Annotated in this window: 14 protein-coding genes; 11 read left to right on the top strand and 3 right to left on the bottom strand. The window is 65.2% G+C overall.

Going from position 1 to position 12421, the window contains the following annotated elements:
• Window positions 1-363 precede the first annotated feature (363 nt).
• Window positions 364-762, bottom strand: coding sequence for a hypothetical protein (locus P3L18_RS27945; protein ID WP_276115976.1), 399 nt, complete (start codon window positions 760-762; stop codon window positions 364-366).
• A gap of 318 nt (window positions 763-1080) precedes the next feature.
• On the bottom strand, window positions 1081-1668 hold the full coding sequence (locus tag P3L18_RS27940; RefSeq protein ID WP_079929776.1) for a TetR/AcrR family transcriptional regulator: 588 nt from the start codon (window positions 1666-1668) through the stop codon (window positions 1081-1083).
• Between the two features lie 136 nt (window positions 1669-1804).
• On the opposite strand from P3L18_RS27940, the gene P3L18_RS27935 reads away from it, so the two are divergent.
• The 8 genes from P3L18_RS27935 (at window position 1805) to P3L18_RS27900 (ending at window position 7991) form a co-directional block, all read left to right on the top strand.
• Complete coding sequence (locus P3L18_RS27935; protein ID WP_079929783.1) at window positions 1805-2980, top strand: aromatic ring-hydroxylating dioxygenase subunit alpha; 1176 nt, start codon at window positions 1805-1807, stop codon at window positions 2978-2980.
• 1 nt (window position 2981) lies between these two features.
• The gene (locus P3L18_RS27930) at window positions 2982-3599 is read left to right on the top strand and encodes a hypothetical protein (protein ID WP_079929775.1); all 618 of its coding nucleotides are present in this window, start codon (window positions 2982-2984) and stop codon (window positions 3597-3599) included.
• Window positions 3600-3709: 110 nt separating this feature from the next.
• Window positions 3710-3859, top strand: coding sequence for a hypothetical protein (locus P3L18_RS27925; RefSeq protein ID WP_172398813.1), 150 nt, complete (start codon window positions 3710-3712; stop codon window positions 3857-3859).
• A 125-nt stretch (window positions 3860-3984) separates the two neighbouring features.
• Window positions 3985-5031: a DDE-type integrase/transposase/recombinase gene (locus tag P3L18_RS27920; RefSeq protein WP_276115975.1), complete on the top strand. Its 1047-nt coding sequence runs from the start codon at window positions 3985-3987 to the stop codon at window positions 5029-5031.
• Window positions 5032-5313: 282 nt separating this feature from the next.
• Window positions 5314-5895 carry a hypothetical protein gene (locus P3L18_RS27915; RefSeq protein ID WP_276115974.1) on the top strand — a complete coding sequence of 194 codons (582 nt, stop codon included), beginning with the start codon at window positions 5314-5316 and terminating at the stop codon, window positions 5893-5895.
• Window positions 5896-5965: 70 nt separating this feature from the next.
• The gene (locus P3L18_RS27910) at window positions 5966-6796 is read left to right on the top strand and encodes a methyltransferase domain-containing protein (protein WP_079929772.1); all 831 of its coding nucleotides are present in this window, start codon (window positions 5966-5968) and stop codon (window positions 6794-6796) included.
• A gap of 47 nt (window positions 6797-6843) precedes the next feature.
• On the top strand, window positions 6844-7536 hold the full coding sequence (locus P3L18_RS27905; protein WP_276115973.1) for a methyltransferase domain-containing protein: 693 nt from the start codon (window positions 6844-6846) through the stop codon (window positions 7534-7536).
• Window positions 7518-7991, top strand: a complete 474-nt coding sequence (locus tag P3L18_RS27900) for a hypothetical protein (protein ID WP_276115972.1) — start codon at window positions 7518-7520, stop codon at window positions 7989-7991. Before P3L18_RS27905 ends, P3L18_RS27900 begins: the two co-directional genes overlap by 19 nt.
• A gap of 53 nt (window positions 7992-8044) precedes the next feature.
• On the opposite strand, the gene P3L18_RS27895 is transcribed toward P3L18_RS27900, so the two are convergent.
• The gene (locus tag P3L18_RS27895; protein WP_276115971.1) at window positions 8045-8932 is read right to left on the bottom strand and encodes a fructose bisphosphate aldolase; all 888 of its coding nucleotides are present in this window, start codon (window positions 8930-8932) and stop codon (window positions 8045-8047) included.
• Between the two features lie 76 nt (window positions 8933-9008).
• Here P3L18_RS27895 and P3L18_RS27890 point away from each other — a divergent pair, with 76 nt between their 5' ends.
• From P3L18_RS27890 to P3L18_RS27880, 3 genes are read left to right on the top strand one after another with little or no spacing between them, the layout of a single operon-like run.
• Window positions 9009-9419, top strand: a complete 411-nt coding sequence (locus tag P3L18_RS27890) for a (2Fe-2S) ferredoxin domain-containing protein (RefSeq protein WP_276115970.1) — start codon at window positions 9009-9011, stop codon at window positions 9417-9419.
• Window positions 9420-9422: 3 nt separating this feature from the next.
• Window positions 9423-10358 (top strand): ATP-binding protein, encoded by a 936-nt coding sequence (locus P3L18_RS27885; RefSeq protein ID WP_276115969.1) that lies wholly within the window; start codon window positions 9423-9425, stop codon window positions 10356-10358.
• Window positions 10359-11852, top strand: coding sequence for a VWA domain-containing protein (locus tag P3L18_RS27880; RefSeq protein WP_276115968.1), 1494 nt, complete (start codon window positions 10359-10361; stop codon window positions 11850-11852). It abuts the gene before it with no gap.
• The last annotated feature ends 569 nt before the right edge of the window (window positions 11853-12421 follow it).

Genomic DNA, 12421 nt, shown 5'->3' with positions numbered 1-12421 from the left:
TACCCCATTATCGCAGCAAACCAACCGTTCAAGCAATTACGACGCGCGCCACTAGATCAGAGACACACCACTAGATGTCACCTACCTGTGCAGCAGACCCGTCATCCGACGATGTCGGATGACAGCGCGGTTGGGAACAGTGACAGCTATTTTTTTGGGGGGCAGTCGAGCTGCGGTCATCTACATGCGGGCGATCTGATTGGTGTCAGCGATTGTGGGACTCCCGGTCGATCTGCACCGCGACTGCGCCGAGATGACAACCGATGTGGGAGTCAGCCGAAGGTTCGTGCAGGTCACGGCTGGACAAGTCGCACATCCGTGTCACTGAGTCTCATCTAGGGCGTCAAACTCGCAAGCGCCTTGTCATCCGACAACAATGGCCGCGCCGAGCCGACCGGGAACCACGGCGCGCAGTCTAGATCTAGCCGACTCGAAGTGTTCACCGACCAGACACACAGCGACCGAAGCATGCTCAGTAATCGTGTTTGCAAGACCATCGAAATGCATCGAGCCGCCGTTTGCGGGTATGACGTCGAAAAGTGTAATTCTTCGACCGTTTGCCTCGCCATGGATCACAGGCACCGATTTGCCCTCGTGAAGTTCATCGGTTAGCTCAAGGTGGATCTTGCCGGGATCGTCGAGCTGAAGCACTCCGCCCACCCTTCGGTCTACTGCTCCAGGAAGCCACCACTGTCCCACGTACCGATGCTCTGCCACCCCGACATTATCGCGTCCAGCACCGACACTCTGTTCATCGGCCACCGGGGACCTCGATCTGGCCACCAGCTACGACCTTCCCACGGCCATTCACACCTCCACGAAGCTACAGAAGGATGGCTGATGGAACGTTCGGATCGAATCTGCAGCTCAGACACCTTGCCGAACATTCGCCACGAGTTCTGACCCGACTTGCTGCTTCTGAATTTCACCCGAAATGGCGAGCCGCAGGTCAGGGCGTCATCGTTCGCCACGCCTCCTGACCGTTCACATCAAGTGACATAAGGTGCTGCCGACGCGAAGTCGTTCGGGTCGTCCGGTGGCCGCATGCGTCAGCGATGCCGGTGTCACGCCCGGGTCGGTCTAGCGGGGTCTAGCGGTCACGCCGGCGCCTGTCCAACGGCGGAGGTAGCGGCGTAGCTCGGCGCCGTTGCGCGGCGGATCGCCGGGGTCGACTAGGAAGGACTGCACTGTGCGCAGCATGTGCTCGACCAATTCGTCGCGCTCGACCTCGGTCCAGCCGGACCAATCGACATCGTAGCCGTCGACGATCGACCGTCCGAGTGCGATTGCCCGCGGTGAGGTCACTGTGGTGACCGCGTCGCCGCTGGTGAACAACAGCGCGAAACGCGCGTTCGCCCTGAGTATCTCGATGGTGCGGGCGATGGCTTCGACGACTGCTTCGGCCACGTCTGAAATGCCACGGGTGGCGGCCGCGAGATCGTGCAGGAGCTGCTGCGCGGCGTGTTCGGCGACCGCCCGCAGGAGTTCGTCGGTCCCGGCGAAGTATCGGTAGACAGTCTGCCGCGTGATCCCGAGTGCTTTCGCAACCTGCAGGATCGACGGCGTCGTCGTCCCGGAGTCGATGAGTTCGCCGGTCGCCCGCAGGATTCGCTCCGAGGCTTCGTCGTTGGACGCGGGGGTGTCGCCACCCCAGCCGTGCGTGCGCATCAGCCCAGTAAATCAGTGGTGCCCCGAGCCGGGATCGCATGCGTCAGCTTTCCCTTCGGTGCGTGGGCGTCGGTATCGGCTGAACCGACTACGAAATTGGGTAGACACAATAGCTCATAAGTGTATGGTCTTGGGAATGACATCCACGCTCAACCCCATAACTCCGATCGGTCCAGACCTGACGCGCCGAGGTCTCGACCTTGCGCTGGCGGGCACCACGGACATGGCGCCGACCACTTTGCGGGTTCCGCTGAGCTACTACGCCGACGACAAGCTGACTGACATCGAGCAGTCGACGATCCTCCGTCGGACGCCGTTGGCGGTGCTCGCGTCCGCGCAGATCCCCGCCGCCGACGACTACGTCGTTCGCGAGGTCATCGGCGACTCGCTGCTCATCACCCGCGATCGCGACGGAACCGCCCACGTTTTCCTCAACTACTGCCGACACCGTGGCGCCATGCCGGCCTGTGGCGCGGGCAATGCCCGTCGGTTCACCTGTCCCTACCACGCTTGGGTCTACGACAACCGCGGGCGGCTGAAGGGTGTGCCGGGTCGGGCCGGTTTCGACGACGTGGACCTTGACTCCTACGGTCTGGTCGAGCTGCCCAGCGAGGAACGGCACGGTTGGGTGTGGGCGATCCTCACCGCAGGCATGGAGATGGACCTCGACGCCCACCTCGGAAGCCTGGGTCGCGAACTCGACCACTTCGATTTCGGAGCCTTCCAGTACCACGACGAGCGGTTCCTGTCGTCGAACGTGAACTGGAAGGGAGCGCTCGAGGCGTTCGCCGAGGGTTATCACTTCCCGTTCGTGCACGGCAACAGCGTGATCGGGCAGAACACCATCGCGAACACGCATGTCTATGACCGCTTCGGGAAGCACCATCGGATCGGTTTCCCCTTCAACTGGATCACAGCCCTCGAGGACGCGGAGCCCGATGACCAGCAGTGGGATCCGACGTCCCAGATGGGTCTGATCTACTGGGTGTACCCGAACCTCATCCTCGCGACGAGCCCAGTGGGTGTGGAGGTCATCGACATCCTCCCCGACGGCGCCGCTGGCAAGTGCACGATCCGGCACAGCTGGATGGCGAAGTACCCGGCGACAACCGATGAGCAGCGCGAGTTGTACGACGGCATCTTCGCTCAGGTGCACGCGGCGGTCCGTGACGAGGACTTCGCCATGCTGCCGCAATGTAGTCAAGGGGCGCAGCGCGGTCAGCACGACCACATGCTGTTGGGCCGCAATGAGATCGGCGTGCAGAACATGGTCCGCGTCCTCGCCGAGGCCCTCGGCATCTCCCTCGCCTGACGTGCCGGTCGACTGGTCGGCACTCGGCGACCGTCTCGCTGATGAGATCGTCAGCGCAGTCGCCGCAGCGACCGCGGTCGCTGCGGCGACGTCGGTCGCCCGAGTTGAACTTGTCGACGTACACGTCCGGGACATGCTCATCCTCTGGCCGACGATCGTCGTGCACCACACCGATCCGTCTGTCCGACCATTCGTCGTAGAGGGCTCCCGGCAAGGTGATCTACACGCCGCTGACGTGACCTCGCTCGGTGGGCCCGGCGGCACTCGCTGGGATGTCGTGTTCGCGCGCTTCCACGGCGTACTCGCCGCCGGCTGCGCCGCTGCGTCCCGTGCGCTCGACATCCCGGTGTCGGTCGCCCCGGAGGCCGGCGTCGACGCAACGACTCCCTCCGACATCGACGAGCACGTTGCCCCGCATGGACCGCTTGACTACAGACCGCTGGCCGAGACCCTCACGCGATCACCCGCTCTCGATGCATCACTGGCCGCCGGGCTGTCGGCGGACAGAGTGCGTGACATCGACTCCGGCGACGTGCGCACGGCAATCGCAGCCCTTGAGTCACCGTGGGAGTCGATCCGGCGACACGCCGCCATCGTCCTGCTCTCCGCGCACCTCTAGCGGGTGGCGACGTGCGCCCGACCCGCGACCGGGCCCAGCGCACCGATCACGTACAGATGTGCGATTGCCGGTCCCACCCACCGTCGCAGGAATCGGCGGAGGTCGGCACCATGATGCGGCGGCGAGTCGTCCTAGAGCAGGAACGAGAACGGCTACGCGACGCCGGGGTGCTGGGCGCTGATGAGGCCGCGGTGTCGCGGGCGCCGCGCCGGTCGGGGTTGACCGCCGAGCAAGCCGAGATCGCACGGTTGAAAAAGTAACTCGCCCAAGCCAACTCCAAACTGTAGACCAACCAGACAGCCCTCGATATTATGGGAAAAGCGCACGCGCTCTTGGAGCAGATCTCCACGAGCGCGGATTCCGAGCCCAAGCGTGGCAAGCGTTGATGACCGCTTTCGACGACCTGACCGCGGGCGGCGCCACCGGGCGTGCCGCCGCCCGGTTGACGGGCCTGTCGCGAGCCACCATGGCCCGCCGCGCCACCACACCCGCCATCAGCGATGAGCTGTGTGATGCTGTGGCACAACGGGTCCGCGACCGTGTGGAGCCGGCCAACAAACTCGACGAAGTCGAACGTGCGGCGGTGTTGGCGGTGCTCAACAGTGAACGGTTCATCGACGCGACACCCACCCAGGTGTATGCCACCCTGCTCGGCGAGGGCCGCTACCTGTGTTCGATCTCCACGATGTATCGCATCCTGGGTGAGAACAAGCAGGTCAAAGAACGCCGCCGGTTGGCCAAGCGTCGGGCGACGGCGATCCCGGAACTGGTGGCGACCGCGCCGCGGCAGGTCTACACCTGGGACATCACCAAACTCGCGGGCCCGGCACGCGGGGTGTACTACGACGCGTACGTGATGATCGACATCTACTCCCGCTACATCGTCGGCGTGCACGTCCACGCTCATGAATCCGGTCCGCTGGCAAAGGAAATGATGCAGGACGTGTTTGCCATCCAAGGCATCCCGCAGGTGGTGCACGCCGATCGCGGGACCTCGATGACCTCGAAGACGGTGACCGAGTTGCTTGCCGACCTGCACGTCACCAAATCGCATTCCCGACCGCACGTGTCCAACGACAACCCGTACAGCGAAGCCTGGTTCAAGACAATGAAATACGCGCCGGTGTTCCCGACCCGATTCGGGTCGATCCAGCACGCCAGGACGTTCATGGCCGAGTTCGTGGAGTGGTACAACCATGCCCACCACCACAGCGGCATCGGTCTGCACACGCCCGCCGACGTGCACTACGGCCATGCACCGACCATTGCCTCACTACGCTCGAACACTCTCGCCCAGGCCCGACAAGCCACGCCCGCACGATTCAGCGGTGCGAGCGACCCCGCTCCGAAGATCCTCAAGATGCCCGAAGCCGCGTGGATCAACCAACCCGAACAGGAGGATCGAGAACCGACAAATCCGGCAGCCGCCTAACACCCGCTGGCCTCAAACCCCTTGATAAGTTCCGGGGCTGTCGCGATCCGCGAAATCACGCCGCACTCGGGAGTCCTCCGTCTTGTCCCGGGGCTCGGACGGGGCGATGTGTCACTGTGACGATTCGCGTTCGATTGCGACCAGACTTGGGCCACCCACGGCGCACCATCACTGCAAGAACAAACTCGCGCTCGTAGCACTGTGGGGTCAACCCGGATTCGAAGTGAAAGAGCTTGTGTCGTAATCTTTTCACCCGTGTCTCTTCTCGCTGCTGGTGCTCTCATGACCGACGTCGCTGTGTCCCGATGTGTGTGGTGCTCGTCCCTTGAAGATGTTGCGGTGTATCGCCATGAACCGCGGTGCGGGCGGTGCCGCGCCGCGGAACAAACTGTTGCCGAGGCCCGCCACTTCATCCGCGTGTACAGTCTGCGCCCCCTGGGTGCGTCCCTGGAGTCCGAGGACGACGAAGAGCGGGAGCATCGGGTCGCTTTCCGCGAGGCGTCCGCGGAGCTGAGGCGGATTCGGACAGATGCTCCGAAGACGCGTAAACCTTCCGCGGTGCGGCGAGCCGGCGGCACCACGTCCGCGCCCGTCGTCGCGAAAGCGAAGGGTAAGGCCACCGGCACCGCGCGGAAAGTCGGTTCCGGGGCCGACTCGACCAACATCTCCCGGCCCGACGCCACTGAACTGGTTAGTCGGGCCGAGAGCCTCCTGGCGCAGCTCGCCGACATCGAGGGCCGCCTCGAGGTCGCGCTGGAAGACACCGGTCTGAGCGGTAAGGCCAAGGCATCTGACCTGACAGCGAAGCGGGATTCTGTGCTGCGTATGCTCGGCGCGTTGGAGAAGGCCAAGCGCGCGATGTAGGGCTCGGAGCCTTGGGCATTCACCACCTTCCACTATCGATAACGGTTGCCATTCCGGTTAGGCTGGGTCCATGACAGGACCGTCCATCGCGCAGATCTTCAACTCAACCAGTGCGGATTTCGATCTGGTGACTCCCCTTGTCTGGGGCCCGGCGGGGGAAGCCCTGGTGGAAAGGGCGGGGATCTCGTTGGACGACAAGGTGCTCGACATCTGCTCGGGTACGGGGGCGAGCGCGCTGGCCGCCGCTCGGGTCGTCGGGCCCGATGGGCACGTCACCGCGGTCGACTTCGCGACCGACCTGGTCGACCGCGCCCGGTCCAACGCCGACGCAGCGTGCCTGCGCAACATCGACTTCCGCGTCGACGACGTCACTGCTCTGCCCGGTCTTCTGTCACCCGAATATGACGTCGTCACTTGCGGTTTCGGTGTCTTCTTTCTGCCGAACATGGACGACACCGTGCGGAAACTCCTGACCCTGCTGCGCCCGGGCGGCCGACTCGCTGTCGCGGTCTGGCACGACGACGCCCTGTACGGCTTCACCGGTGCATACTTCGCCGAGGTCGCGCGGGTCCAAGGTGGCCCACCGCCTCCCGGCCCGCGTGCCCCGTCCGATGGACCGCCGCACCCCATCACCCGGATCGACACCGAGGAGAAGATCGTGGGATGGCTTGAATCCCTTGGTGCGGTGAATGGTTCGGCGTCAATACTCGAGCTGCGAGTCCCACGCACGGACGAGTTCTCCTGGTCGATGGTTTTGGGTAGCGGACTGCGGGGTGCTCTGTCGGGGATGGACGCCGATACCGTCGCCGACGTCCGGGCGGGTTTCCTGCGGCGACTGGCAGACGACGGGATCACCGAAGTCGACTGTGACACCTTGATCGCTGTCGCTCGGACACGATGATCGCTGTAGCCCGCCGGACCCAGGACTGACCGTAATGGAGGGCGATCGTGACCATCGATGAGCAGGGCACTCCTGCCACCCGATTCTGGGAACCGCTCTACGCCGCTGCCCCCGATCCGTCGGAGCGCCGACCGAATGTGGTGTTCGAGCCCGCGGTCGCGGAGCTGCAGCTCCGACCCGGGCGTGCCTGGGACATGGGTTGCGGACACGGCGGTGACGCGCTCTGGCTGGCCACGCTCGGCTGGGAGGTCTGGGCGACCGACGCGTCGACAACCGCGGTTCGACGAGTCGATTCCGCCGCCGACGTGGCCGGCCTGACCGCCTCCGTGCATGCCGAGCAGTACGACCTCACCCGGTCCATGCCTGCCGGTCCGTTCGATCTGGTGTATGCGAATTACTTCCATAGTCCGGTCGAGTTCGACCAAGGCACAGTACTCGCGCAGGCCGCGTCCCGCGTCGTCACCGACGGGCACCTGATCGTGATCGACCATGCGTCGTCGGCGCCATGGTCGTGGGAGCAACGTGACCCGGAATCGTTTCCCACCCCGCAACAGCTACGGGATGCGATCGGACTTTCGGACAGCTGGTCGTCACTGCGTTGCGAACGATCGGAGCGTGTTGCCACCGGACCTGATGGTCAGACCACGGCGACTGTCGCCGACAACGTGATCGTGCTGCGGCGCAGCCGATTGCATTCCAGCAGGGCTGAGGTGAACGAGATATGTCCAGCGTCACAGTGACCACAGAGCTTCCGCTCAGTGCTCGCCGAGCACGCGAGCTTGCCGCCGTCCCGGAGGTGATGCAGTTCGTCCTCGCCCCGGTTCTCGCGTTCTCGATGCAGGAGGCGCCGCCACCCGATGCGGCGATGACTCAGGGCTTCCGGGCCAGCGGGCGGGTCCGCTGGTTCGGCGTGATCCCGTCATGGGTGCACGAGATCGAGGTCGTTCGACTCGACGACCTGGAGATCTACACCAACGAACGAGGTGGCCCGGTCAAGGTGTGGAATCACCGTCTGACATTCACGCCGCTGTCTGCGACCTCGTGCCGGTACACCGATGAGCTCGAGGTCGAGGACGGACTGCACGGCGTCGTGGTGCGGTTGTTCGTCCGTCTCATGTTCCGCCATCGCCACCGCCGATGGCGACTCCTCGCAGCTGTCCTGGCAGCCGACCGCGACCGGAATCCGCTCGTCTGAGGCCGAATCCGGCGCGATCGCCGTGGGAACGGCAGCTCTCCATGGCCTATCCCCTAGGCAATAGATGCGCGGTAGATGATCTCGATTGAATCGCCAAGAGCGCGATCGAACTCGGCGTCGTCCTGCTGATCGGTCAGCCCGTCGAGCAGGGCCCGGCTGAAGCTTGCGATGAGCCCCGGGTTTCGCTTCAGTCTCGCGCACGCGTCATCCCGGCTGTAGCCGCCTGAGAGCGCCACCACCCGAGCGACTCTCGGATGCGAGATGAGATCGGAGTAGAAGCCGTCGTCGGTGGGGATCGTCACCTTGATCGCCACCTGCGCGTCGGCGATGCCCTCCAGGCCTTTCATGAGCTCGTCCTTCAACACGACCTCGGCGTCGCGCTTGTCCGGCGCATCGATGCTGATCTCCGGTTCGAGGATGGGGACGAGATCGGCCGCGAGCACCTCGGCGGCGACCTCGAACTGCTGTGCCACGACTCGCCGGATCCCCTCGGCGTCGGCTTCGTGGATGACCGACCGCTCCTTTGTTCCGAAAACCCCGCGCGCACGGGCATCGTCAAGTGTGCGAGCGAGGTCCGGGATGTCCTTCATCAGCTGGACGCCGTCCTCCGGGTCCCGCAGACCCTTGTCGATCTTGAGCAGCGGCACGATGCCCTTGGTGGACCACAGATAGTGGGCGAACTGTGTACCGTCGACCTGCCGATCCAGTGTCCCCTGGAACAAGATGGCGCCGAGGACGCGGGCGCCGTCGAAGGCCGGACTGACGACGATGCGGGCACGTGCGGCGTTGATCAGATCGAACATCTCCGCGTCTGTCGAGTAGCGATCATCGGGTATGCCGTACATACGCAAGGCCTTTGGCGTGCTGCCACCGCTCTGGTCGAGTGCGGCGATGAAGCCCTCCCCAGTGGTGAAACGGGCGAGCTGCTCGGCAACGGGCATGGTTGTCTCCTGTCGGGTGAAGGTGGATAGTCGCGGTCCCCGTCCAATCGTAAATGACAACCGTTATCGTTAGATCATGAGCCAGGAAGATCAGGTCCACGATCAGGGAGGGCCGCTGGTGGCGCTGTGCGCGGGTCACCGGTGCAGCGCTCTGTGGCATCTCGGCGACGAAGCGGCCTCGGCCGGACACCCCGGTGAGGTGCGCCGCTCACAACGTCTCGGCCAGACCATCCGCAACACCCCGGGCGGGGTGCTGATCAAGACCGGTTGCCTTGGGGTGTGCCACCAGGGTCCGGTCGTCGGGGTCGCCTACCGCGAGGCCGGCTCGTCGCGCGTCAGGTTCCGTCACGCCTTCGCCACCGCGGACCGGATGCCGGTTCTGCGCGGACTCGTCACATGGATCGCGAGCATCCGTGATTCGTCGGACTGCCGATCCATCCCGGAGGCCTTGCAGCCCGCTCTCATCACCGCCCGACAGAGTCGGTGACGCATGACCCCCACCTATCCCTTCACCGCCGTCCTCGGTCACGACGAGTTCAAGACTGCACTGCTGCTGACCGCCGTCGACCCGGGGATCTCCGGTGTCCTGGCGACGGGCGATCGAGGCACGGCCAAGTCCACACTCATCCGTGCGCTCGGTGAGCTCCTGGCGATCTCCGGTATCGATGCCCCGGTCGTCGACCTACCGCTCGGTGCCACCGAGGATCGTGTGGTGGGCGCACTCGACGTCGATCGCGCACTTCGACACGGCGAAGCGGTGTTCCGGCCAGGACTACTCGCCGACGCACACGGCGGCTACCTCTACATCGATGAGGTCAACCTGCTCGACGACTTCGTGGTGGACCTGTTGCTCGACGTCGCGGCGAGCGGGATCAACATCGTCGAACGGGACGGGCTGAGTCATCGGCATCCGGCGCGCTTCGTACTCGTCGGGTCCGGCAACCCCGAGGAGGGCCAGTTGCGTCCGCAGTTGGAGGACCGGTTCGGTCTGTCGACGCACGTGCAGACCATCACCGATGTCGGCCTGCGGACCCAGATCGTCCGTCAGCGTCTCGACTACGATTCCGATCCCGACGTTTTCGCGGAACGCTTTTCGGTCCGCCAGCACCACCTGGCGCAACGCCTTGCCGCCGCGCGCGCCGATCTCGAGGGTGTGGAGGTCGACGAACAGATCCTGTCGGACGCCGTCCGGCTGTGCGTCGAGGTGGATGCTGTGGGGCACCGCGGTGAGGTGATGCTGATCCGAGCCGCGCGCGCACTGGCCGCGTTGCGTCGACACCCGACCGTGACGCGGGGTGACCTGGCCGATGCGGCGATTCCGGTGCTGCGCCATCGGATTCCGCGTGAGCCCTTCGAACGCCCGACGGTGGCGACCGCGCGCGTGCGCAACGCGGTCGTGTCAGTCGTCGGGCACTTCGCGGCATAGATGCCCACGCTGCCCTGGCATCGCCCGCCGGAGTCGTTCCTCGACTCCGAACAACTGCGTCTCTGCAGGGCCTGGCAGACCGACGGCGGCTTCGGCCTGCTGTTGGTTGGCGACGCAGGCCGTCGGGAGGCGGTGATGGCATTTCTTCGCCCCGACTCCGCGATGACGATCACCGCCGCTATGACCGACGCCGACGTCACCGCCGATGAAACCGCCACCGGGTCACCGATGCTCTCCGTGCTCGACCGGGCCGCGACACCCGCCGGTGTCATCATTCCCGCCGCCGACCTGATCGACCCGGCGGTCGCCGCGCTCCTCGACTGCGACCGGATTCTCGCGTCGGCACCGGACGTCGAGAGCGTGCCACCGGTACTCCTCTCCCGCGTTCCGGTCGTCGTCGGGCTGGGCGTGACCCCAACCACCCGATCCCGGCGATTGCCTGCACAGGGCGGCGTGTCGCGCCTCGACTGGGCGGTGCGCACGCTGGCCGCCAACGAAATCGACGATCACCGTCTCGACATCGGCACCGTGCGATGCCTCGACGCGGTGTCCGCGGCGGGCGGTTCGCCCTCGACGGTGCTGGCCCGCAACATCATCGAACCGCGGCTCGGACCATTGGTCGAGGCCGCGACCCTCGTACCGTCGGCCGCCGATCCGACTCAGGTGGACGCACCTGCCGCGGGAGACGCCGTGGAAGAGCTCGACGCCGACGAGGCCGAGGTGGCGCGGCTGGTCGATCTCGATGCAGCCTCCGCGTCAATGCCGGAATGGGCATCGGTGTCGGTCGCGCGGCGCTATCTGCGGCAGCGCCGTCCCGGACGCCAGGGTGCGATGGGGCGCACGAGACGAGGTCGGATCAGACGCGTCGTCGAGTACGACGCGGCGCTCGGTCTTGACATTCATTCGACGCTGACCGCAGCCGGCCGACGGGGCCGCCTCGATCGGGAAGCGTTGCGAAGCAGCATCCACGTGCGTCGAGGGGGTCGCCTGACGATCGTGATCGTCGACCGGTCCGACTCCATGAGCGGCGTCCGTGGACGCGTGGCGGCCGGCAGGGCGATCGGCGCGATCGAACAGTCCATCGCCAACCGGTCGAAAGTAGCGGTCATCGTGGCCCGCGGTGCTACAGCGCAACTTGTGGTCGAACCCACCCGCGACCTCCGGGACGCGTACGAGGTCATCGCGGCGCTGCCGTCCGGTGGCGGCACACCATTGGCGTCGGCCTTCCTGCTCGCCGTTGGGGTGATCGACGACGAACCGGAGTCCGCTGCCCGCGTCCTGGTGGTGTCCGACGGCGGGTCGAACGTCCGTCTCGAGGAGGAGGTTGCCGACCGTGCGGAAAGTGCTGTGGCACAAGCCGAGAACGCACTCGGACTGCTCGTGGCCCGGTGTGAGCAGGTCGTGGTGGTGCCGACGGCCAATCCCGGCGTGCAAATCCGACCCGATGACCTCGAATGGCTGCGCCGCGCCGGCGCGGTGGTGCGGCCCGGATGACAGGAAGCGCCCACCGGTGAGGTACTGCCTGAATCAATTGATACGACACCTATTCGACGGAGGAGTTCACCGGATCAGCGATCGCGCCTCCGTAGAACACCTAGCCCTTCGAGGCGTGGGCGACCAGACCGCCTGCAACGTCGGCATCGTCAACGAAGCCGACCCAGTCCGCTCGCTCTCCCGTAACACCGAAAACTGGCGCTGTCGTACATGATTCGCCGGCAGCCTGCGGGCCCGCAACGTCCCTGCTGACCAGATCTACGTGCACTACCTTCGACGTAAGCTAGCCTCATGACTGGTTCGCCTGAACCTCCTCGGAATTTCGTTCACCCTGAAGGGAAGTGAGGTTGGGCGATGATCGCTCCCGATTCACCGCAACGTGAGGAGTATCCGATTGCTAGCAGTATGGAAGGCGCGCATGGGGCCGCCCAGGTCAATGGGCCAGGATTCCAGGAGAGCGCCAAACAGGGTGGAAGAATCGGCGGGATGGTCAACGCGTATCAGGGGTTAAACACAATACCGTTCAGTTAAGCGGGCCGGTTGTGTAGATCGGTGACTGTGTCGGTTGC

Origin of the sequence: Gordonia sp. N1V (assembly GCF_029269935.1) — a bacterium.
Lineage (GTDB): Bacteria > Actinomycetota > Actinomycetes > Mycobacteriales > Mycobacteriaceae > Gordonia > Gordonia polyisoprenivorans.
The sequence above is the reverse complement of the archived record's forward strand: the minus strand, read 5'-3'. Positions and strand labels throughout refer to the sequence as shown.